This is a genomic window from Actinomadura rifamycini DSM 43936, from assembly GCF_000425065.1.
Classification (GTDB): Bacteria; Actinomycetota; Actinomycetes; order Streptosporangiales; family Streptosporangiaceae; genus Spirillospora; species Spirillospora rifamycini.
On record NZ_AULB01000025.1, the window covers coordinates 58,898 to 78,598 of the forward strand.

General features: G+C 73.8%; 23 protein-coding genes. 11 read left to right on the forward strand and 12 right to left on the reverse strand.

Going from position 1 to position 19,701, the window contains the following annotated elements; genetic code table 11:
* Positions 1 to 86: 86 nt before the first annotated feature.
* Complete coding sequence (locus tag H505_RS0123650) at positions 87 to 1,265, forward strand: methyltransferase (protein ID WP_051301086.1); 1,179 nt, start codon at positions 87 to 89, stop codon at positions 1,263 to 1,265.
* A gap of 36 nt (positions 1,266 to 1,301) precedes the next feature.
* Here H505_RS0123650 and H505_RS43960 read toward each other — a convergent pair whose 3' ends face one another.
* Positions 1,302 to 1,601, reverse strand: coding sequence for a hypothetical protein (locus tag H505_RS43960; protein ID WP_034519521.1), 300 nt, complete (start codon positions 1,599 to 1,601; stop codon positions 1,302 to 1,304).
* Positions 1,601 to 2,035, reverse strand: coding sequence for a TetR family transcriptional regulator (locus tag H505_RS52480; RefSeq protein WP_051301087.1), 435 nt, complete (start codon positions 2,033 to 2,035; stop codon positions 1,601 to 1,603). The genes H505_RS43960 and H505_RS52480 overlap by 1 nt, the downstream gene beginning before the upstream one ends.
* A 37-nt stretch (positions 2,036 to 2,072) precedes the next feature.
* Between H505_RS52480 and H505_RS0123665 the strand changes: the two genes are divergently transcribed.
* Positions 2,073 to 2,861, forward strand: a complete 789-nt coding sequence (locus H505_RS0123665; protein WP_026403955.1) for an SDR family NAD(P)-dependent oxidoreductase — start codon at positions 2,073 to 2,075, stop codon at positions 2,859 to 2,861.
* A 6-nt stretch (positions 2,862 to 2,867) separates the two neighbouring features.
* Here H505_RS0123665 and H505_RS0123670 read toward each other — a convergent pair whose 3' ends face one another.
* Both H505_RS0123670 and H505_RS43970 read right to left on the reverse strand, forming a co-directional pair.
* Positions 2,868 to 3,986: an epoxide hydrolase family protein gene (locus tag H505_RS0123670; protein WP_026403956.1), complete on the reverse strand. Its 1,119-nt coding sequence runs from the start codon at positions 3,984 to 3,986 to the stop codon at positions 2,868 to 2,870.
* Positions 3,979 to 4,368 (reverse strand): nuclear transport factor 2 family protein, encoded by a 390-nt coding sequence (locus tag H505_RS43970; protein ID WP_034519528.1) that lies wholly within the window; start codon positions 4,366 to 4,368, stop codon positions 3,979 to 3,981. Before H505_RS43970 ends, H505_RS0123670 begins: the two co-directional genes overlap by 8 nt.
* A gap of 89 nt (positions 4,369 to 4,457) precedes the next feature.
* Here H505_RS43970 and H505_RS0123680 point away from each other — a divergent pair, with 89 nt between their 5' ends.
* Positions 4,458 to 4,913 (forward strand): MarR family winged helix-turn-helix transcriptional regulator, encoded by a 456-nt coding sequence (locus H505_RS0123680; protein ID WP_026403957.1) that lies wholly within the window; start codon positions 4,458 to 4,460, stop codon positions 4,911 to 4,913.
* Between the two features lie 37 nt (positions 4,914 to 4,950).
* Positions 4,951 to 5,454 carry a GNAT family N-acetyltransferase gene (locus H505_RS0123685; RefSeq protein ID WP_026403958.1) on the forward strand — a complete coding sequence of 168 codons (504 nt, stop codon included), beginning with the start codon at positions 4,951 to 4,953 and terminating at the stop codon, positions 5,452 to 5,454.
* Between the two features lie 73 nt (positions 5,455 to 5,527).
* Here H505_RS0123685 and H505_RS0123690 read toward each other — a convergent pair whose 3' ends face one another.
* Positions 5,528 to 5,749, reverse strand: coding sequence for a helix-turn-helix domain-containing protein (locus H505_RS0123690; RefSeq protein WP_026403959.1), 222 nt, complete (start codon positions 5,747 to 5,749; stop codon positions 5,528 to 5,530).
* Positions 5,749 to 6,381, reverse strand: a complete 633-nt coding sequence (locus H505_RS0123695; protein ID WP_051301088.1) for a DUF2975 domain-containing protein — start codon at positions 6,379 to 6,381, stop codon at positions 5,749 to 5,751. Before H505_RS0123695 ends, H505_RS0123690 begins: the two co-directional genes overlap by 1 nt.
* Before the next feature lie 763 nt (positions 6,382 to 7,144).
* On the opposite strand from H505_RS0123695, the gene H505_RS43975 reads away from it, so the two are divergent.
* Together H505_RS43975 and H505_RS0123710 are read left to right on the forward strand one after the other, a co-directional pair.
* Positions 7,145 to 7,945 carry an ABC transporter ATP-binding protein gene (locus tag H505_RS43975; RefSeq protein WP_034519579.1) on the forward strand — a complete coding sequence of 267 codons (801 nt, stop codon included), beginning with the start codon at positions 7,145 to 7,147 and terminating at the stop codon, positions 7,943 to 7,945.
* On the forward strand, positions 7,942 to 9,288 hold the full coding sequence (locus H505_RS0123710; protein WP_026403961.1) for an ABC transporter permease: 1,347 nt from the start codon (positions 7,942 to 7,944) through the stop codon (positions 9,286 to 9,288). The genes H505_RS43975 and H505_RS0123710 overlap by 4 nt, the downstream gene beginning before the upstream one ends.
* A 51-nt stretch (positions 9,289 to 9,339) precedes the next feature.
* On the opposite strand, the gene H505_RS0123715 is transcribed toward H505_RS0123710, so the two are convergent.
* The 3 genes from H505_RS0123715 to H505_RS0123725 all read right to left on the reverse strand — a co-directional run bounded on the left by H505_RS0123715 (position 9,340) and on the right by H505_RS0123725 (position 11,407).
* Positions 9,340 to 10,122 (reverse strand): oxidoreductase, encoded by a 783-nt coding sequence (locus H505_RS0123715; protein ID WP_026403962.1) that lies wholly within the window; start codon positions 10,120 to 10,122, stop codon positions 9,340 to 9,342.
* 72 nt (positions 10,123 to 10,194) lie between these two features.
* A complete protein-coding gene (locus tag H505_RS0123720) occupies positions 10,195 to 10,773 on the reverse strand; it encodes a TetR/AcrR family transcriptional regulator (protein WP_026403963.1) in 579 nt (192 codons plus the stop codon).
* 34 nt (positions 10,774 to 10,807) lie between these two features.
* The gene (locus H505_RS0123725) at positions 10,808 to 11,407 is read right to left on the reverse strand and encodes a TetR/AcrR family transcriptional regulator (protein ID WP_026403964.1); all 600 of its coding nucleotides are present in this window, start codon (positions 11,405 to 11,407) and stop codon (positions 10,808 to 10,810) included.
* Between the two features lie 102 nt (positions 11,408 to 11,509).
* Here H505_RS0123725 and H505_RS0123730 point away from each other — a divergent pair, with 102 nt between their 5' ends.
* Positions 11,510 to 12,472, forward strand: coding sequence for an aldo/keto reductase (locus tag H505_RS0123730; RefSeq protein ID WP_026403965.1), 963 nt, complete (start codon positions 11,510 to 11,512; stop codon positions 12,470 to 12,472).
* A 1-nt stretch (position 12,473) separates the two neighbouring features.
* On the forward strand, positions 12,474 to 12,968 hold the full coding sequence (locus H505_RS0123735) for a hypothetical protein (protein WP_026403966.1): 495 nt from the start codon (positions 12,474 to 12,476) through the stop codon (positions 12,966 to 12,968).
* Between the two features lie 12 nt (positions 12,969 to 12,980).
* Here the strand turns inward: H505_RS0123735 and H505_RS0123740 are convergent, their stop codons facing one another.
* Positions 12,981 to 13,943: a DsbA family oxidoreductase gene (locus H505_RS0123740; protein ID WP_026403967.1), complete on the reverse strand. Its 963-nt coding sequence runs from the start codon at positions 13,941 to 13,943 to the stop codon at positions 12,981 to 12,983.
* 63 nt (positions 13,944 to 14,006) lie between these two features.
* Here H505_RS0123740 and H505_RS0123745 point away from each other — a divergent pair, with 63 nt between their 5' ends.
* A complete protein-coding gene (locus H505_RS0123745; protein ID WP_026403968.1) occupies positions 14,007 to 14,564 on the forward strand; it encodes a TetR/AcrR family transcriptional regulator in 558 nt (185 codons plus the stop codon).
* Between the two features lie 28 nt (positions 14,565 to 14,592).
* Here H505_RS0123745 and dnaB read toward each other — a convergent pair whose 3' ends face one another.
* A complete protein-coding gene (dnaB, locus tag H505_RS0123750) occupies positions 14,593 to 16,764 on the reverse strand; it encodes a replicative DNA helicase (protein WP_026403969.1) in 2,172 nt (723 codons plus the stop codon).
* 334 nt (positions 16,765 to 17,098) lie between these two features.
* Here dnaB and H505_RS0123755 point away from each other — a divergent pair, with 334 nt between their 5' ends.
* Positions 17,099 to 18,427 carry an MATE family efflux transporter gene (locus tag H505_RS0123755; protein WP_026403970.1) on the forward strand — a complete coding sequence of 443 codons (1,329 nt, stop codon included), beginning with the start codon at positions 17,099 to 17,101 and terminating at the stop codon, positions 18,425 to 18,427.
* Positions 18,428 to 18,519: 92 nt separating this feature from the next.
* A complete protein-coding gene (locus H505_RS0123760) occupies positions 18,520 to 18,708 on the forward strand; it encodes a hypothetical protein (RefSeq protein WP_026403971.1) in 189 nt (62 codons plus the stop codon).
* A 9-nt stretch (positions 18,709 to 18,717) separates the two neighbouring features.
* Here the strand turns inward: H505_RS0123760 and H505_RS43980 are convergent, their stop codons facing one another.
* On the reverse strand, positions 18,718 to 19,440 hold the full coding sequence (locus H505_RS43980) for a peptidoglycan recognition protein family protein (protein ID WP_084550715.1): 723 nt from the start codon (positions 19,438 to 19,440) through the stop codon (positions 18,718 to 18,720).
* Between the last annotated feature and the right edge of the window lie 261 nt (positions 19,441 to 19,701).

Sequence of the window (19,701 nt, forward strand, 5' to 3'; positions counted from 1 at the left end):
TCGTTGATTGTCGCACTGTTCGTCCTGCACGGGCGGGACGGAACCGCCCGTACGATCCAAGCGGGATCTCACAGAACGGTCGCGGTATGGGTGCTGGGCAGGGGCAGGCGGACGTGTCGGACGAACCGGCCGTCGGCTGGTTCGAGGACGGTCGGGACCGGCGCGCGCGCTGGCGCTCGGAGACCGCGCCCCCGCCCCGCCGGGTGACGGTCGCCGACGACGCGACGCGCGCGGACGACGCGTACCGGGCGGCGTGCGAGGGCACGGCGCTGCTGTGGCGGGGCGACTTCCAGAACGCCCGGCAGCTCGTGCAGGCCGTCGCGCGCCGGGTCGACGCGCCCCCGCGCAAGAGGAAGAAGGCGGAACCGTCCGGTGCGCAGGCGTTCCACCTGTTCCGGCAGGCGCGGGCCCAGCGCGCGCGCACGCTCGGCATGGTGCTGGTGCCGGTCGAGGCCGGGCACGTGGTCCCGCTGCGGCGGGCGCCGGACGTCCGGGACGCGTGCACGGAGGCGTACGGGCCGTGCGACGAGCCGTACGTGGTGCCGCTGCGGGAACTGCTCGGGGTGATCGGCGCGCACGAGTGGCGGCGCAAGGGCGTGCCCGTTCCCGCTCTCGGCGGCGACCGGATCCACCCGCATTACGGCGTGTTCTCACCGGTCCGGGGCGAGTACGTCGATCTCGTCGCGCGCGCGCCGATCCCCCCTGGCGTGACGTCGGCGTTCGACATCGGCACCGGCACGGGCGTCCTCGCGGCCGTCCTTGCGCGGCGCGGTGTGGGACGGGTCGTGGCCACAGACCTCGATCCGCGCGCGCTTGCGTGTGCCCGGGAGAACGTCGAGCGCCTACAGGTGGACGTCGACGTCGTGCAGGCGGACCTTTACCCGGACGGACGCGCCGGTCTCATCGTCTGCAATCCGCCGTGGCTCCCGGCGAAGCCCGCGACGCCGCTGGAACGCGCCGTCTACGATCCGGGCGGGCGGATGCTGCGCGGCTTCCTCGACGGGCTCGCCGACCGCCTCGAACCGGACGGCGAGGGCTGGCTGGTCCTGTCCGACCTGGCCGAGCACCTCGGGCTGCGGGCGCGGGGCGACCTGGCGGCCGCGTTCGCCGCCGCGGGCCTGCGGGCGGTCGACCGGCTCGACGCGGCGCCCGTCCATCCGAAGGCGGCCGACGCGGACGATCCGCTGCACGCGGCACGGGCCGCCGAGGTCACGTCCCTGTGGCGCCTGCGGCGCGACTCCGGTGGGCGGTCTCCGGGCCGATGACCCGCAGCGGTACGTCCCGCCCGTGACGGCCGCCGGTCAGGCGCCGCTCGGCTCCTCGGACGCGCCGAACGGGCCGGGGCCCGCGTGGAGCAGGCCGATGGCGAGGACGCCCGCGGCCGCGGCCCCGAACGTCCAGCCGGGGTGCTCGCCCGGCCCGGCCAGGGCGAGGAGCAGGACGGACGCGACCAGCCCGACCCAGCCGCCGATCAGGTTGGGGATCGGGCCGGTGCCGAACAGGTTCGGGTAGGACTGCCGGGTGATGCCGCGGACGAAGTGCGGGACGCCGTTGCCGCCCATCACTCCGCCGAGGAAGCCGAGCACGATCGCGGACCACATCACTGGTCTCCCTGGGTCGTCGGCCGGTCGGCCGGTGGACCGGGCGCCGGGCGGCCGCCGGTCAGCAGCGGGATCAGGACGGCGTCCACCAGGTGCCGGACGAACGCGTCGTCGAGCGGCTCGCCGGTGACGAACAGCCGGGAGAACAGCATCGCCGAGTTGATCTCCACGGAGAGTGCGGTGTCGACGTCCCCGGCGAGGTCGCCGCGCAGCGACCCGGTGTCGGACGGGACGAGCGGGTCGCCGTCCCCGCCGGGCGTCCCGTCGCCGCCGTGGGCGCGGACCGCGTCGACGACGAGTTCGGCTTTGCCGGGCCAGCGCCGGTAGAGCGTCGCCTTGCTGGCCTGCACGCGCGCCGCGACCGCCTCCATGGTGAGCCGGTCGTAGCCGACCTCGGCGAGCAGGCCGAGGGCCGCCGCCAGGGCTCGCCGCACCTGGCGGCACGGCCCGCCTGGCACGCACGATGGGACCATGCGTCCCATCAACGAGCAGACGATCCTCATCACCGGCGCCACCGACGGGCTCGGCCGCGCCCTCGCCGCCGGACTCGCGGCCGAGGGCGCGCACGTCCTGGTGCACGGCCGCAGCGACGCCCGCGGCGAGGCGACGCTGAAGGAGATCGGCGGCCGCGCGTCGTGGTACCGGGCCGACCTGTCGTCCCTCGCCGAGACCCGCGCGCTCGCCGAAGCCGTCCGCGCCGACCACCCGCGCCTGGACGTCCTGGTCAACAACGCGGGCATCGGCGGACCGGCCGCCCGGGAGGAGAGCGCGGACGGGCACGAGCTGGCGTTCGCGGTGAACTACCTGTCCGGATACCTCCTGACCCGGCTGCTGCTGCCCGTGCTGATCTCCTCGGCGCCCGCCCGCGTCGTGAACGTCAGCAGCCTCGGGCAGCAGGCCGTCGACTTCGGCGACGTGATGCTCACCCGCGGCTACACCCCGGTCCGCGCCTACTGCCAGAGCAAGCTCGCCCAGATCCTGTTCACCGTCGACCTGGCCGCCGAGCTGGACGGGACGGGCGTCACCGCGAACGCTCTGCACCCCGCCACGTACATGCCGACGAAGATGGTCTCGTCCCCGATCAGCACGCTGGAGGAGGGCGTCCGCGCCACGCACCGGCTCGTCACCGACCCGGCCCTCGACGGCGTCTCGGGCCGCTTCTTCGACGGGCTCGACGAGGCGCGGCCCGACGCCCAGGCCCGCGACGCCGACGCCCGCGCCCGCCTGCGCGCCCTCTCCGACGCACTCACCGCGCCCTGACCGGGCTCAGCGGACGAGCCGGAAGAACGCCCGGACGTCCGCGGTGAGCAGCTCGGGGACCTCCAGCGCCGGCAGGTGCCCGCCCCGGTCGAACTCCGTCCAGTGCACGACGTCGTGGTACGCCTCGGCGAGCCGCCGGACCGGACGGACGAGGTCGTGCGGCGACACGGCGACGCCGAGCGGCACCGGGCACGCGGGCAGCCCGCCCCGGCTGCCCGCGGCCTCGTGGTGCAGCCGCGACGACGACCCGGCCGTCCCGGTGAGCCAGTACAGCGTCACGGTCGTGAGCAGCCGGTCGTCGTCGACGCCGATCGCGGGGTCCGTCCAGGCGGTGACCCGGTCGGCGATCCACGCGAGCTGGCCCGCGGGGGAGTCGGCGAGGGAGTACGCGATCGTCTGCGGGCGCGTGGACTGCATGACCCAGTACCCGGCCGGGGCGGACACGTACTCCTTCTGCCGGGCGAGCCGCTCCAGGTCGTCCTGCGTGAGGCCCTCGGTGTCCCCTGGCGGGGACGGCAGGTAGTTCGTGTGCACGCCCACCACTCGGTCTTGGGCGAGACCGGCCAACCCGAGCGAGACCGGCCAACCCCAGTCGCCGCCCTGCACGCCGTACCGGCCGTACCCAAGACGGTCCATCAGCTCGGCCCAAGCGCGCGCTATGCGGGCCACGTTCCATCCGGTGTCGCGCGTCGGCCCGGACAGCGTGAACCCCGGCAGGGACGGGACGACCACGTGGAACGCGTCGGCCGGATCGCCGCCGTGCGCGCGCGGGTCGGTGAGCGGCCCGAGCATGTCGAGGAAGTCGGCGGACGCGCTCGGCCACCCGTGCGTGACGATCAGCGGCAGCGCGTCCGGCTCGGGGGAGCGGACGTGGAAGAAGTGCACGTCCGCGCCGTCGATCTCGGTCGTGAACTGCGGGAACTTGTTGATCCGCGCCTCCTGGGCCCGCCAGTCGAAGCCGGTGCGCCAGTGGTCGACGAGTTCCTTCATGCGGGCCCGCGGGACGCCGCGCTCCCAGCCGGAGCCCGGCGGCTCGTCCGGCCACCGGACGCGGTCCAGCCGGGCCGCGAGGTCGTCGAGGTCGCGTTGCGGGACGTCCAGCGTGTACGGGGTGATCTCAGACATTCGCCGCCTCCCAGATCGGGTCCGCCTGGACCCGGGTGATGCGCCAGCCGTCCGCCGTCCGGACGGCCCGCAGGTCGTAGCGCTCGCCGAGCAGGCGCGGGCCGTCCGCGCCCGCGAAGACGGCCAGCAGGTTCGCCGTCACCCGCACCCGGTCGCCGTCCGGTTCGAACCGGTGGTCGGTGATGAAGTGCTGGGTCGGCACGGTGTGGTTCCGGCGCGCCTGCCGGACGAGCGCGTCCCGTCCCCGCGCGGCGCCCCCGGCGGTGTGCACCTCGGCGTCCGCGGTGAAGAAGCGCGCGGGGTCGTCGAAGGTCGCGCCGTCCAGCCAGCGCCCCAGCCGGGTGACCAGGTCGGTGAGTTCGATGCGGTCGTGGGCGTCCACGGACGCTCCTTTCGTTGGTTACTCCAACGTTGGCGACGCCAACGATAACCGATCGTTGGTGCTGCCAACAACCTTGTAGGCTGGCCCGCGTGAACACCGCCGACTCCGGGCCGCTCGACCGCCTCCACCGCCTGCCGAGCTGGCTGATCGCCCAGGCGTCCGCGCACAGCCACCGCCTGGTGACCGACGCCTTCGCCGCCGTCGGCGCCCGCGGGTACCACTACCGGCTGCTCGCCGCCCTCGAGCAGTTCGGCCCCGCGAGCCAGGCCGAACTCGGCCGCAGCACCGGCATCGACCGCAGCGACGTCGTCGCCGCCCTCAACGAACTCGCCGCCGACCGGTGCGTCGACCGCGCCCCCGACCCCGCCGACCGGCGCCGCAACATCGTCACCCTCACCCCGGACGGCGCCCGCCGCCTGCGGCGGCTCGACACCGTCATCGCCGGCGTCCAGGACGATCTGCTCGCCCCGCTGCCCCCCACCGACCGCGACCGGCTCGTCGACCTGCTCGCCCGCCTCACCGACCACCACGCGCCGCCCGGCTGACCTCCGCCGGTCGATCGCCCCCCACGAGGAGCCGCCCATGCCCATCCGCTTCGTCGAACTGCCCGCAGCCGCGCTGCGCGCGCTCGCCGACGGCGACCTCGACCGCGCCTCCGCCGCCGCCGGCGTCGCGCTCACCGACTACTTCCGGACCGACGACGCCAAGGGCCTCTGGCGCCGCCGCCTCGACCAGCTCGCCCGCGACCCGGCCGACGCGCCCTGGATCGCCCGCGCCGCCGTCGCCGAACCGGACGGCGTCGTCGTCGGGCACGCGGGCTACCACGCCGCCCCCGACGGGACCGGCACCGTCGAGATCGCCTACGCCGTCGACCCCGCGCACCGCCGCCGCGGCCACGCGCGGGCGATGCTCGCCGCGCTCCTCGACCGGGCCGCCGCCGAGCCGTCCGTCCGGACGGTCCGCGCGTCGATCAGCCCGGACAACGCGGGCTCGCTCGCGACCATCGCCGGGCAGGGCTTCGTCCACGTCGGCGAGCAGTGGGACGAGGAGGACGGCCGCGAACTGCTCTTCGAACGCCCCGCCTGACCGCGCACCGCGACGCCGCCGCCCGCCGCGCCGTCATCGGCGTGGCGGGCGGCGGCGTCCCGGGCCGCCGGCCTCAGCCGTCGAACCTGAGCAGGTCCCCCGGCTGGCAGTCCAGCTCCCGGCAGATCGCGCTCAGCGTCGAGAACCGGATCGCCTTCGCGCGGTCGTTCTTCAGCACCGACAGGTTCACGACCGTCACGCCCACCCGTTCGGCGAGCTGCGCCAGCGTCATCCCCCGCTCCTTCAGGAGCGCGTCGAGGTGCACCGTGATCTGGTGCGCGTCCTCCGACGGCATCAGACGAGGCCCTCGGTGTCGGCGCGCAGCCGGGTGCCGTGCCGGAACGCGCCCGCCACCGCGAACAGCAGGATCGCCACCAGCACCCACAGCCCGGACGGCTCGTAGCCGGTCCGCGCGGCTTCCTCGGCCCACGTCCCGTCCACCAGCGCGCCCGCGGTGAGCCCGGCCACCAGCGGGACGAGCGTGCCGGTGAGCAGGACGGCCACCGCGATCGCCGTCAGCCGCCGCGCGTTCTCCGGGGCGAACGCGTCGCCGTCGTGGAAGGTGCGCACCATCCGCAGGAGCCGCTCGAGGATCACGACGAACAGGATCGCACCGGTCACCCCCGGGAGCACGATCAGGACACGCTCCCACAGTCCCGGGTCGGCGAAGACCAGCTCCGCCTCGTGCAGCCCCCGCAGCTCGACGCCGTCCCCGGCGACCGCTCCCCCGACGCCCTCCGCGCCGTCCAGCCCGACCGTCCGGGAGTCGACCCCCGGGAGCGGCCCGATCACCCGCAGGACCGGGACCACCACCCCGAACAGCCCCACCAGCAGCAGCACCAGCGCGACCACCCCCTCGAGCGCCCGCCCGTCGACCCGTCTCCACCACGCCACAGCGTCCATCCCCGCCCCCTCCAGGAGCTCCATATCGTTAATCGATAATAACGATAAACGATAACCCCCTGTCAACCCCCCAAGAGCCCCCGCCCGCATCCCCCCCCCCACCCCCGGTCCCCCCCCAGCCACCGTCCCCTCGCCACCAGGCCCCCGACCACCGAACCTCCGCCATCCGGTCCCTGGCCGCCGGACCCTGGTTACCGGACCCTGGCCGCCGGTCCCTGGCCACCGGACCCCTCGCCACCGGACCCCTCGCCGCCAGGTCCCGGCCACCGGACCCTCGCCCTCCGGTCCCCAGCCACCAGGTCCCCGGCCGCCAACTCCTCAGTCACCGGACCCTGGCCACGGACCCTCGCCCCCAGGTCCCGGCCACCGGTCCCTCGCTACCGGACCCATCGCCACCCGCCCCTGGCCAGCGGGCCCTCGCCACCCGGTCCCCGGCCACCAGGTCCTCCACCACCAGGTCCCCGGCCGTCAGCTCCTCAGCCACCGGTTCCTTAGCCGGAGCGGGCCGGTACCACTGCGATTGCGAGCGAAGCCAGGTTCGAGCGAAGCAAGAACCTGATCGCGCAGCGAGCCCCCTGGGCAAGTCGGAGCGATGCAGCAATCGCACGCAAGGCCCGTTGAAGGAAGGCCGCCCCGCGGCCTGACGCCGAGGGCCTTGCAAATAAACACAGTGGGGTTTTGTCTACCTCGATCGGCGTGCTGGACCCATCTGCCGGGGCGTGCGCGGTCCGTAGCTTCGTATCCGGAGGCGCTCCGGGTGGGGGCGCACGGGCGGAAGGCGGAATCGATGTTCGGACGCAAGACCGCGCCCCCGGCCGAGAGGTCGGGTGAGGCCCTTCGGCTCGAGGGCGTTCGGAAGGTCTACGGGACGGGCGACGGCCGGGTGGCGGCGCTGGACGGGGTGTCGCTGTCGCTGCCCGCGGGGTCGTTCACGGCGGTGATGGGCCCGTCCGGAAGCGGGAAGAGCACGCTGCTGCAGTGCGCCGCGGGGCTGGACCGGCCGACCGAGGGGCGGGTCCTGGTGGACGGCGCCGAGCTGGCGGGCGAGACCGAGGCGGCGCTCACCCGGTTCCGCCGGGAGCGGATCGGGTTCGTGTTCCAGCACTTCAACCTGCTGCCCGCGCTGACGGTCATGCAGAACGTGACGCTGCCGCTCAAGCTGGCGGGGCGCCCGGTGGACCGGGGGGCGGCCGCGGACGTGCTGCGGCGGGTCGGGCTCGGCGACCGGCTCGGGCATCTGCCGGCGGAGCTGTCCGGCGGGCAGCAGCAGCGGGTGGCGATCGCGCGGGCGCTCGTCGCCCGGCCCCGCGTCCTGTTCGCGGACGAGCCGACGGGGGCGCTCGACACGCGGAGCGCCCGGGAGGTCCTCGCGCTGCTGCGGGAGACCGTCCGGGCGGACGGGCAGACGATCGTGATGGTGACGCACGACCCGGTCGCGGCGGCCTGCGCGGACGCCGTCCTCTACCTGGCGGACGGGCGGATCGTGGGGCACCAGCCGGCGCCGACGGCCGAGGCCGTCGCCGAGCGGATGACGCATCTGGCCGACGAGGTCGAGCGCCAGCGCGTCCCGGCGGGGGCGGGCCGGTGACCGCCCTGGCACTGCGCTCGCTGCGCAAGCGGACCGGCGCGTTCACGGCGAGCTTCCTCGCCCTGTTCCTCGGCGCGACGATCCTGATGGCGTTCGCGTCGATGCTCGACACGGCGTCCGGCACGAGCGGGGCGGCCCACGAGACGCTGGTCACGATGGCGAGCGTCGTCGGCGGCTGGGGGCTGCTGCTGGTGGTGTTCGCGGTGACGTCCACGCTGACGCTGTCGGTGCGGCAGCGGTCCGCGGAGATGGCGCTGCTGAAGAGCGTCGGCGCGACGCCCGCGCAGCTCACCCGCATGATCACCGGGGAGGCGGCGGTGCTCGCGGTGGTCGCGTCGCTGCTCGCGGTCGGTCCGGCCGTCCTCGCCGGGCGCGCCCTGCTCGGGCTGCTGCACGACACCGGGCAGGTCCCGGGAAGCGTGCCGCACGCGTTCGGCCCGGTCGCGGTCTCGATGGGCGTCGGGATCACGTTCGTCTCGGCGGTCGGCGCCGCGCTGCTCACCGCGCGCCGCCTGGCGCGCGGCCGGATCGCCGACACGCTCGCCGAGACCGACTCGGGGCGGCTCACGAGGAAGCGGGCCGCCTTCGCGGGGCTCTTCTTCGCGGTCGCGCTCGGCGAGGCGGTCGTGACCGTGACGGTGATGCGGGACGAGGGCAGCAACGCCATGGCCACCTCCGGGCAGGCCGACATCTTCGCCGCGCTCGGCCTGGCGCTGCTCGCTCCGGCGATCGTGCGGCGCGCGGCGTCCGTCCTGGCCGGTCCGCTGCGCCGGTTCGGCGGCGTCGCGGGCGACCTGGCGGTCACCGGCATGCTGCGCCGGACGGGCGCGACGGCCGCCGCCGTCACCCCGGTGATCCTGTTCACCGGCATCGCGGTCGGCACCCTCTACATGCAGTCCACCGAGAACTCCGCCGCGGCGGCCGCGGGGATCGTCAAGACCTCCGAGGACAGGAACATCGAGACGCTCAACTTCGTGGTGATCGGGATGGTGGTCCTCTTCACGGCGATCATGCTGGTGAACACCCTGGTCGCGGCCACGGCGCACCGCCGCCGCGAGTTCGGCCAGACCCGCCTCGCCGGGGCGACGCCGCGCCAGGTGATGGGCACGGTCGCCGTCGAGTCGGCGCTGCTGACCGTCATCGGCGTGGTCTGCGGGTCCGCGGCCTCGCTGTTCACGATCGTCCCGTTCAGCCTGGTCCGCGTCGACTCGCCGGTGCCGGAGGGCGGGGTGTGGACGTACGTCGGGGTCGTCGCGCTCGCCGCGGTCCTCACCGGCGCGACCGCCGCCCTGTCGACCCGCCGCGTCCTGCGCGCCCCCGCGATCGAGGCTGTCTCGGCCTGATCCGGCACGGTCCGTCCCCCGCGGGAGGCTCCCGCGGGGGACGAACGTCGTTCAGCTCGCCTTCACCGAGCCGCCGTCGATCAGGTACTCGGCGCCGATGGTGTTGCCCGCGACGTCCGACAGCAGGAACGCGATCAGCGCCGCGACCTCGCCGGGTTCGGTGATGCGGCCGGTGGTGATCCCGGCCGCGGCCGGCATCCCCTCCAGCAGGGCGGCGTGCTCCACCCCGACCGCCGCGGCCATCTTGCCGCCGAAGCCGTCCGGGTCCTCCCAGATCGCGGTGCGGGTCACGCCCGGCGAGACGGTGTTCACGCGCACCCCGCGCGGCCCGAACTCCTCGGCCAGCGACTTGCCCAGCGCGGTGAGCGCCGCCTTCGCCGCGCTGTAGGCGACCGGGCCGGCGGCGGGCATCCGCGCGTTCATGGACGACACGTTGACGATCGACCCGCGCCGCTCGATCAGGCTCGGCAGCGCCGCGCGCGTCACCCGGACGGCGCTCATCAGGTTCACGTCGAGGATCGAGCCCCACGCGGCGTCGTCGACGTCGAGGAACCCGCCGGGCTCGACGGCGTCCCCGCCCCCGACGTTGTTCACCAGCAGGTCGATGCCGCCCAGTTCGGCGAACGCCTCGTCCATGAGCGCCGCGACGCCGTCCGGCGTGCTCAGGTCGGCCGCCACGGCGTGCGCCCCGGTCTCCTTCAGCTCGGGCGTGACCGTGCGGGCGGCGCCGACGACGCGCACCCCCTCGGCCGTCAGGGTCCGGACGGTCGCGAGGCCGATGCCCCGGCTGGCACCGGTGACCACGGCGGTCTTCGCGTCGAGGTTCAGCTGCATGACGTCTCCTTCTTGAACTACAGGTACAAAACAAGGGCCGAAAAAACGGCGGACGAACCGCCGCATACAGAGTCAGAGGGAGTCGATCACCCCGTCGATCACCCGGTTGAGCCGTTCGGGGCCGTCGGCGACCCGGGCCAGCAGCCGCAGGCCCACGACCGTGTTCGACAGCAGGCCGCCGAGCGCGGCCGCGTCCCGCTCCGGCGCGATCTCCCCCGCCCGCTGCCCCTCCTCGACCAACGCGCGGAAGGCCGCCTCGGTCCGGTCGAGCATCCGCCGGACCAGCTCGCTCGCCTCCGGGTCGTCGCGCCCCAGCTCCGCGGCCGTGTTCACGGCCATGCAGCCGCGCCGCCCGCCGTCCGCGAGGTCCATCGCCACGAGCATCTCCAGCGCCCCGCGCAGCCGCTCCTTCACCGGCCCCGGACGCTCCAGCACCGCGACGAACGCCACCGCCTGGTCGTCCCGGTACCGCCGGAGCGCCCGCTCGAACAGTTCGTGCTTGCTGCCGAAGGCGTTGTAGAGGCTGCCCTTGCCGATGCCGATCGCGTCGACCAGGTCCTGCGGGGTCGTCCCGGCGTAGCCCTTGCGCCAGAACACCTGCATCGCCCGCTCGACCGCGACGTCCGGATCGAACTGCTTCGGCCTCCCCATGCCCGGAACACTAGCACGGTTCTTGACCCCTAGGTCAAGAACCTTCCCCGGCGCGCGGCGGGAAGATCGCCGCGACCGCGCGGACGACGGCGTCCCGGCGGGCGGACGGCGCCGGATCGGCCGCCGCGCACCGGGCGACGGCCGAGAGTTCCCCCTGGTCGAGCCAGGTGTGGGCGATCTGCGACACCAGGGCCAGCACGTCCACCGGATCCCACGAGGCGTCCAGGTCCCCCGCCTCCTGGGCGCCGCGGATCCGCTCGACCTTGCAGCGGATCGCGTCCCGGTACAGCGCGGAGGCGGGGTCGTCGGAGACGTCGCCGGTCAACTCCAGCCGCCCCCAGGCGATGAACCGGTACCGGTCGGGGTGCGCCGCGAAGTAGTCGAACAGCTGCCCGGCATAGGCGGGCAGGTCGGCCGGGTCCAGGTGGACGGCGTCGGCCGCGGCCGCCAGTTCCCGCGCGGCCACGAAGGCGTACAGCTTCTCCTTGCTGCGGAAGTACGCGTACACGCGTTCCTTGCTCGTCTGGGCGGCCCTGGCGATCCGGTCGACCCGGGCACCGGCGATCCCGTGCCCGGCGAACTCGGCCCCCGCCGCGGCGACGATCCGGTCACGGGTGGAGTCGGTGCTGGCCATGCCGTCAGCCTAGCCAACCGAACCGTTCGGTTTGACCGCGCGCCGAGGCACACTAGGCTGGCCATACCGAACGGTTCGGTTCGTCCTCGGGAGGGAACCACCATGCAGCAGCGCACTCTGGGCCGCCAGGGCCTGGTCGCTTCGGCCATCGGCTACGGCGCGATGGGCATCTCGCTCGGCTACGGCCCCGGCGACGACGCCGAGGGCGCCGCCGCCATCCGGCGCGCCCGCGAGCTGGGCGTCACCCACTTCGACACCGCCGAACTGTACGGCTGGGGCGCCAACGAGAAGATCGTCGGACGGACCGTCGCCCCCTTCCGCGACGAAATCACCATCGCGACCAAGTTCGGCTTCACCCGCGAGATGGGCACCGACTCGCGCCCCGACCACATCCGCGACGTCCTCGACAACAGCCTGCGCTACCTCGGCGTCGACCACGTCGACGTCCTCTACCAGCACCGCGTCGACCCGGACGTGCCCATCGAGGACGTCGCCGGAACCGTCAAGGAACTCATCGAAGCGGGCAAGGTCAAGTACTTCGGGCTCTCCGAGGCCGGGCCGCAGACCATCCGCCGCGCCCACAGCGTCCAGCCCGTCTCGGTCCTGCAGACCGAGTACTCCCTGTTCGAGCGCGACGTCGAAGAGCTCTTCCCCGTCCTGCGCGAACTCGGCATCGGCTTCGTCGCCTACTCCCCGCTCGGCCGCGGCTTCATCACCGGCACCGCCAAGCCCGCCGGCGAGTACGACCCGACCGACATGCGCAACCACGACCCCCGCTGGCAGCCCGGCAACTACGAGAAGAACCTCGACGCCGTCCGCCGCTTCACCGACCTCGCCGCGGCCAAGGACGCCACCGTCGCCCAGCTCGCCATCGCCTGGCTCCTCGCCCAGGGCGACGACATCGTGCCGATCCCCGGAACCCGCAGCCCCGCCCGGGTGGAGGAGAACACCGCCGCCGCCGACCTCCGGCTCACCCCGGCCGACCTGGACGCCATCGCCGAGATCCTGCCCACCGGCGGCTTCGGGGCCCGCTACGCCGGCGGCGCCGTCCCCACCTGGATCTGACATGGGCTTCATGGCCGACCTGGCCGGGCCGCTGATCCGCCGCGGCCTCGTCCGCCCCGACGACCTGGACGGCTGCACCGCCGGCGAGATCGAAGCGCTGATGGCCGCGCAGGGCGTCACCGCGCTCCCCGCCCTCTACCGGGAGTTCCTGGAGTTCGGCGGCCGCACCCCCTACTGGCTCGCCCGCTACGAGTGGGACTACACCTGGCTGCTGGAAGAAGCCAAGGACACCGCCCGAGAGATCGTCGTCGACGACGGGCTCGACTGGGCGTCCTTCGCCGACACGTTCGTCTTCCAGACCCACCAGGGATACCTGTTCTTCTACTTCCGCGCCGAAGACCTGACCCTGCCGGACCCGCCCTACTGGGTGTACCGGCAGGGAGGCGAGGTCACCGGCGGCGAGCCGTTCAGCCGGTTCCTCCAGGACTTCGCCGACGCGCTCCCCCGCCTCGCCGCCGGGCGCACGCGCCCCGGCGACGGACAGGCCCCCGCCTGACCGGCCGGCCGGTCAGGCGAACTCGGGCGCCATGGCGGCGGCCATCTTCAGGTGCGGGGCCGCCCGGTCCGCCTCGCCCTGGCGCTGGAGGGTGCGGCCCAGCAGGAGCCGCGCGTAGGCGTCGTCCGGCGCGTCGGCGATCAGCCGCTCCAGCACGCCGCGGGCGCGGGCCAGCTGGGCCGAGTGGAAGTAGGCGCGGGCCGCGACCCGGCGGACGTTCAGGTCGTCGCCGTGCCCGTCCAGCAGGGGCTTCAGCAGGACCAGCGCGCCGAGCGGGTCGCGCCGGTCCAGCAGGGACTCGGCCCAGCGCAGCCGCCGCACCTCCGCGGGCATCTCGCGGCCGCGGTCTCCGCCGGCGAGGAAGCCGACGATCGCCTCCGGCGGCTGGGCGCCCGCCAGCGCCCGGTCGCCGACCACGATCGTCGGCGACGTCGCGATGCCCCTCGCCTTGCCGACCAGGAGGAGTTCCCGCACCTCGCGGTCCCCGGCGCCGGTGCCGAGCAACGCGGCCCCCTCGGCGAATCCCGACCGGACGGCGACGTCCCCGAGGAGGCGGCGGTCGCTGATGTCGGCGCCCTCGATGAAATGCGCCCTCATCACCTGCTCGGCGACCTCGTTCTGCAGCGCGGTGCCGCCGTGCTCCAGCGCCAGGTGCAGCAGCCGGTGCGCGCCGTGGCTGTCGGCGCGCCAGGCCGCCCCCCACCGCGGCCCCAGCCCTTCGTCCGCCGCGATCCGGGAGACGCGGATCCGGTTCTCCGCCGGCGTCAGACCCGGCGCGCACTGCCGGAGGGCGCCGTCGACCATCGGGTCGCGCAAGGCTTCCTCAAGGGGAACCGCCCGGTCGGGCGTGGTCGGGTCGATCCTGAAGGGACGCCAGACCACCTCCGCCTCGGCGCCGTCCAGCGCCTTCTCCAGGCGCCGCTTGCCGATGAACGCCCACGCGCAGACCACGTCCGCCCAGATCTCGATTCGCATGCCGAGGACACTAACCGACATCTGTCGATTAGTAAATCGACAGATGTCGGTTAGTGTGGCGGCATGAACCCGGACGACCCTCGCGCCGTCCGCAGCCGCGCCCGGCTGCGGACGGCGATCCTGGACCTGGCCGCGGCCAAGGAGACCACCGCGATCACCATGGCGGAAGTCGCCAGGCACGCCGGCGTGAACCGGGCCACCGTCTACCAGCACTTCCCCGACGTGAACGCGCTGGTGACCGACGCCATGGAGGACGCGCTGGCCCACGTGGCGCGCGCGGCGGCGCTCTGCCCCCTCGACGCGCCCCGGGACGACGTGCCGCCACCGCTCCGCGCGCTGTTCCAGCACGTCTCCGACAACGCGGCCCTGTATCGGCGCATGCTGGGCAGCCGGGGAAGCGCGCTGTTCGCCGCGCGCATGCGGGCACGGCTGACCAGCGAACTGGCGGCCTCGTTCCGGGACGGGCGCCGCCCCGCCGGGGTCGACGACGTGCCGGCCGGGGTGCATGCCGCGTACCTGGCGGGCGCCCTGATCGGCGTGCTCGCCACCTGGGTCGACGACGACGCCCCCGCGCCGGTCGAGGAGACCGCCCTGGCTTTCTGGCGCCTGTTCCGGAACTGACCCCGGACCCTCGTGCCCGCCCCGTCCGCTACTGGGCCATGTCGACGAACCGGCTGTAGTGCCCCTGGAACGCGACGGTCACGGTCGCGGTCGGGCCGTTGCGGTGCTTGGCGACGATCAGGTCGGCCTCACCGGCCCGCGGCGACTCCTTCTCGTACGCGTCCTCCCGATGCAGCAGGATCACCATGTCCGCATCCTGCTCGATACTGCCCGATTCGCGAAGGTCGGACACCATGGGCTTTTTGTCTGTTCGCTGTTCGGGGCCTCGGTTGAGCTGCGACAGCGCGATGACGGGGACGCCGAGTTCCTTCGCGAGCAGCTTCAGCGACCGGGAGAACTCCGACACCTCGACCTGGCGGCTCTCCACCCGCTTCCCGGACGTCATCAGCTGCAGGTAGTCGATGATCACCAGGCGCAGGTCGTGCTGCTGCTTCAGCCGCCGGCACTTCGCCCGGATCTCCATCATCGACATGTTGGGGGAGTCGTCGATGAACAGGGGCGCCTCCGCGACCTCGCTCATCCGCCGCGCGAGCCGCGTCCAGTCCTCGTCCTGCATCGTGCCGGACCGCATCGCGTGCAGCGCCACCCGCGCCTCCGCCGACAGCAGCCGCATCGTGATCTCGTTGCGGCCCATCTCCAGGCTGAAGAACGCCGAGGTCAGCCCGTGCTTGATCGACGCCGCCCGCGCGAAGTCGAGCGCGAGCGTCGAGTTGTGGGTCGGGATGCACGAGCGCCCCGCCAGGTACATGTGGTCGTCGTTGTCGACCTGGACGCACCGCACCGGCACGCTCGCCACCGGACGGACGTCGACGATGTGCCGCTCCCGCGCGTCGTCGAGGACGATCCGGTGGGTGCGGCCGTCGCCGGCGGGTTCGACGGCGGCGCGCCTGCCGAGGGTCAGGAGGAGTTCGCGGACGGCCTGCGCGAGGACCTCGTCCGCGAGCGTCAACCGGACGCGGCCGTCCGCCCCGGTGGTCGCCGCCGTGTCGAGGAGGCCGTCCAGCAGGGCCAGGCGCTGCCGGACGGACGCGCGCAGGCACACGTCCGGGAGGTGCGGCGCGCGGCCGGCGCCGAGGCGGAGGCCGAGGAGGTAGGGGTCGGCGGGGAGGTCGGCTTCGGGGAGGTCGAAGGGCGCGGCGACCTCGACCGCGTGGTTCCGCGTGCCGTGGCGGAGCGTCGCGAAGATCTCCGCCGTCGTCCGGACGGCGCGGCCGCCGGTCTCGGCGGCCGCCGGGGACGTGCACCGGTGGGCGGCCGTCAGCATGGCCGTCGTGGTCCTCCTGCCCTGGCCCGCCGGGCGGAGGTGCCCGGGCGGAGCGGTGGTGCGCCACTGGTGTCCGGCGTCGGCGACGATGACCTCGCCGTCGGAGAACTCGACCTCGTAGCAGGGGCGGTCGCGCATCACGTCGGTGGCGGCGACGACGCGGGTCGGCTCGCCGTCGGCGCCGATCAGGCGGTCGCCGACCCGGACCTCGCCCATCGTCGTCCAGCCCGTGGGGGTCGGCAGCGGTGTGTCCAGCCCGAGCGCCTTGCCCATCGCGGGACGGGCGGCGACGACGATCATCTGGCCCGGGTGGAGGCCGTTGGTGAGGGCGTCGAGGTCGGCGAAGCCGGTGGGGGTGCCGACCATCTGGCCGCCGCGGCTGCCGATCGCCTCGATCTCGTCCAGCGCGCCGGGCATGATCTCGCTGAGCGGCACGTAGTCCTCGCCGGCGCGCTTCTCGGCGATGGCGAAGACCTCGGCCTGGGCGCGGTCGAGGACCTCGTCGGCGTCGGCGCCGTCGGCGGCGTAGCCCATCTGGACGATGCGGGTGCCGGTCTCGACGAGGCGGCGCAGCACCGCGCGCTCGTGGACGATCTTGGCGTAGTAGCCCGCGTTGGCGGCGGTGGGCACCGAGGAGATCAGCGTGTGCAGGTAGGGGGCGCCGCCGATGCGGTTGATCTCGCCGTTCTTGGTCAGCTCGCCCGAGACGGTGACGGCGTCGGCGGGGTCGCCGCGGCCGTAGAGGTCGAGGACGACGTCGTAGATGATCTGATGCGCGGGGCGGTAGAAGTCGGAGGTGCGCAGGACCTCGATGACCTCGGCGATGGCGTCCTGGGAGAGGAGCATGCCGCCGAGGACGCCCTGTTCGGCGGCGATGTCGTGCGGGGGAGTGCGTTCGAACTCCTGCTCATGAGGCCCGATGTCGGACACGCTCACGGCTGCACCCCCTTCATCTCGGACGGCGGCGGCCCCGTCCGCGCGACGCCCGTGCGTCTCAGGTCTATCCGAGGCGTCGGACATTCTCCCGAGCGCGGCGGGCCGGGAGCAAAGCGGCCTGTGGACAACTCTGTGGACAACCTGTGCAAACACGCCGTGGAGCTTGTGCACGACCTGTGGACAACTCTGGGGAAAGTTCTCGACAAGATCGCCTGGCGAGTCGCTGACCAGGCATGACGTCATCCACCGGGTGTGGGGGAAAGAAAGTCGGCCGGGAAGTCCGAGGTAAGGGGTGAAAGCCGTTTCGCCGGTTACAGCCTGGTAGGTTTCAGCGGTGACGAACCCCCGCCGCCGCTTCCTGACCGCACAGGACCGCGAGATCCTGCGGCTCGCCGTGCCGGCGTTCGGCGCCCTCGTCGCCGAACCGCTGTTCCTGCTGTCGGACAGCGCCATCATCGGGCATCTCGGCACCCACCAGCTCGGCGGGCTCGGGGTGGCGGGGCAGGCGCTGAGCACCCTGGTCTACCTGTGCGTGTTCCTCGCGTACGGGACGACCGCGGGCGTCGCGCGCCAGGTGGGCGCCGGGGACCTGCGGGCCGCGATCCGGCAGGGCATCGACGGGATGTGGCTCGCCCTCGCGATCGGCGCGGTGATCGTCGCCGCGGCGTGGTCGCTGGTCCCGGGGATCGTGGACGCCTTCGGGGCCTCGCCCGACGTGGCCCCGTACGCGGAGACGTACCTGCGGGTGAGCCTGTTCGGCATCCCCTCGATGCTCGTGGTCCTCGCCGGGACGGGCGTCCTGCGGGGGCTGCAGGACACGCGGACGCCGCTGCTCGTGGCCGTCGGGGGGTTCGGCGCGAACCTCGTGCTCAACGTGCTGTTCGTGATCGTCCTGGAGTGGGGGATCGCGGGCTCGGCGTGGGGGACGGTGATCGCGCAGACGGCGAGCGCGGCCGTCTACGTCGCGGTGGTGCTGCGGGGCGCGCGGCGGCACGGGGCGCCGGTGCGGCCGGACGCCGCGGGGCTGCGGACGGCGGCGACCGCGGGGGTCGGGCTGCTGCTGCGGACGGCGGCGCTGCGGGTGGTGCTCATCGTCGGGACGTCGATCGCGGCGCGGATGGGCGACGCGGAGATCGCGGCCTACCAGGTCGGGTTCCAGGTGTGGACGCTGCTGGCGTTCGCGCTCGACGCCATCGCCATCGCGGGGCAGGCGATCACCGGGCGGTACCTGGGGGCGTCGGACGTCGCGGGGACGCGGGCGGTCACCCGGCGGATGGTGGGGTGGGGCGTCGTCTGCGGGGTGCTGTTCGGCGTGCTGATCCTCGCGGCGCGGCCGCTGCTGCCGGGGCTGTTCACCGGCGACGACGCCGTGCGGGACCTATTGCTCGCGTCGTTGCTGCTGGTCGCGCTGCTGCAGCCGGTCGCGGGCGTGGTGTTCGTGCTGGACGGCATCCTGATCGGCGCGGGCGACGGCGCGTACCTCGCGGTGACGACGCTCGCCGCGACGCTGGTGTTCCTGCCCGCGGCGCTCGTCGCGTACTGGACGGGCGCGGGGCTCGTCGGGCTGTGGATCGCGATCGGGCTGTGGATGGCCACGCGGATGCTCACGCTCGGCCTGCGGGCGCGCGGCGACCGCTGGATGGTGACCGGCGCCGTCCGCTGAGCTACGCGGAGTCACGTTACGTGTTCGAAAGTGTGCGTATCGAATCGGCAAAGCACACACGCCCCATGCTCCACGCTCACTACTATTCGAACATGTGTTCTACGGACGGCGAGCGGTTGGCCCGGCTGGCGCAGGCGATCGACGACCTGGCGGCGGAGGGCCTGGCCGAGCTGCCTCCGGAGACGCTGGTGGAGCGGGTCGCGGGCATCTGGTCGCTGGTGGAGGAACTCGATCCGGAGATCGCCCGCCGCCGCTCCGGCTACACCGCCCGCGACACGTGACGGGCGCGCTCAGCCGAACGGGTCGAACGGCGGGAAGATCGACGCCTCCGGGTACCCGCCGCCGCCCTTCGGCGGCCCGTCCAGCCGCTTCGCGACCTCGCGGCGCAGGTCGGGGAGCCGCCGGTAGAGCCGGTCGCCCGGGCAGGCGGTCGCGTTGAAGTCGCGGTGCCCGACGATCGCGTCGGACGGGTCCAGGCGGTACTGCTCGCAGAGCCACGCGCACACCTCGACCAGCGAACCCCACAGCCGCTGGGGCACGCCGCTCCTGGTGTAGGTGCCCTCGTTCTCGATGCCGATGGTGTGGTCGTTGTGGTGGAGCACCTGCGCACCGACCGCGAGCCGCCCGGCCCGGATCGAGCTCAGGCTCTGGTTGCGGCCCTCCATGACGATGCCGCCGCGGCTGATCGTGAGCTGCTGGCCGGCGTCGTCCCAGCCGTTGTCCCGCATGTGCCAGCGCTGGATGCTGCGCGACAGCGCGAACGCGTGCGCGAGGGACCGGTCCTTGCTGTTCGCCGTGGCGGTGTGGTGCACGATGATGCGGTCCGGTGCCCGGTTCAGCACCTTCGCGGCGCGTTTGGGCGGACGGGCTTTCCAGTCCTCGCGCGTGTAGACCCGGGGCTCGTTCGCCCGGAACTCCGCGCGTTCGCCGGGCGGCGTCTCCTCACCGGGCGGCGGCTCCTCGCCGGGCGGCGCCTGCCCGCCGGGCGGCCCGGCGGCTCGTTCGTCCGCCATGGCCCCATGGTGCGGCCCGAGTCCCGCCGCGAGCAAGCCGGCCCCCATGGCCCCGCCGATGACCGTCCGGCGCGACACCGGCGGCTCGAACTGCGGATCCTCCCCCGATCGCACGATCAACACCCTCCCCGTCCGTCCCGTAGTGATCTAGTAACGGAACGTATCCGGCGGTGGTCGATCACCCAAGCACCGGGGGGGTCGCTGGCGTTTCACGTGAAGCGGCCCCCGCGCGGCGAACCGCGCGGGGGCCGTTTCGGGGCC

What these genes read in the sequence shown, in the direction of transcription:
- H505_RS0123685 (WP_026403958.1), top strand. Translation starts at nt 4,951, where the DNA reads ATGCCCATCCGCTTCGTCGAACTGCCCGCAGCCGCGCTGCGCGCGCTC.
- H505_RS43960 (WP_034519521.1), bottom strand. Translation starts at nt 1,601, where the DNA reads ATGTGGTCCGCGATCGTGCTCGGCTTCCTCGGCGGAGTGATGGGCGGC.
- H505_RS0123725 (WP_026403964.1), bottom strand. Translation starts at nt 11,407, where the DNA reads ATGGCCAGCACCGACTCCACCCGTGACCGGATCGTCGCCGCGGCGGGG.
- H505_RS0123650 (WP_051301086.1), top strand. Translation starts at nt 87, where the DNA reads ATGGGTGCTGGGCAGGGGCAGGCGGACGTGTCGGACGAACCGGCCGTC.
- H505_RS43980 (WP_084550715.1), bottom strand. Translation starts at nt 19,440, where the DNA reads ATGGCGGACGAACGAGCCGCCGGGCCGCCCGGCGGGCAGGCGCCGCCC.
- H505_RS0123730 (WP_026403965.1), top strand. Translation starts at nt 11,510, where the DNA reads ATGCAGCAGCGCACTCTGGGCCGCCAGGGCCTGGTCGCTTCGGCCATC.
- H505_RS43975 (WP_034519579.1), top strand. Translation starts at nt 7,145, where the DNA reads ATGTTCGGACGCAAGACCGCGCCCCCGGCCGAGAGGTCGGGTGAGGCC.
- H505_RS0123735 (WP_026403966.1), top strand. Translation starts at nt 12,474, where the DNA reads ATGGGCTTCATGGCCGACCTGGCCGGGCCGCTGATCCGCCGCGGCCTC.
- H505_RS0123745 (WP_026403968.1), top strand. Translation starts at nt 14,007, where the DNA reads ATGAACCCGGACGACCCTCGCGCCGTCCGCAGCCGCGCCCGGCTGCGG.
- H505_RS0123695 (WP_051301088.1), bottom strand. Translation starts at nt 6,381, where the DNA reads ATGGAGCTCCTGGAGGGGGCGGGGATGGACGCTGTGGCGTGGTGGAGA.
- H505_RS0123690 (WP_026403959.1), bottom strand. Translation starts at nt 5,749, where the DNA reads ATGCCGTCGGAGGACGCGCACCAGATCACGGTGCACCTCGACGCGCTC.
- H505_RS0123665 (WP_026403955.1), top strand. Translation starts at nt 2,073, where the DNA reads ATGCGTCCCATCAACGAGCAGACGATCCTCATCACCGGCGCCACCGAC.
- H505_RS0123715 (WP_026403962.1), bottom strand. Translation starts at nt 10,122, where the DNA reads ATGCAGCTGAACCTCGACGCGAAGACCGCCGTGGTCACCGGTGCCAGC.
- H505_RS0123760 (WP_026403971.1), top strand. Translation starts at nt 18,520, where the DNA reads ATGTGTTCTACGGACGGCGAGCGGTTGGCCCGGCTGGCGCAGGCGATC.
- H505_RS0123740 (WP_026403967.1), bottom strand. Translation starts at nt 13,943, where the DNA reads ATGCGAATCGAGATCTGGGCGGACGTGGTCTGCGCGTGGGCGTTCATC.
- H505_RS0123670 (WP_026403956.1), bottom strand. Translation starts at nt 3,986, where the DNA reads ATGTCTGAGATCACCCCGTACACGCTGGACGTCCCGCAACGCGACCTC.
- H505_RS0123720 (WP_026403963.1), bottom strand. Translation starts at nt 10,773, where the DNA reads ATGGGGAGGCCGAAGCAGTTCGATCCGGACGTCGCGGTCGAGCGGGCG.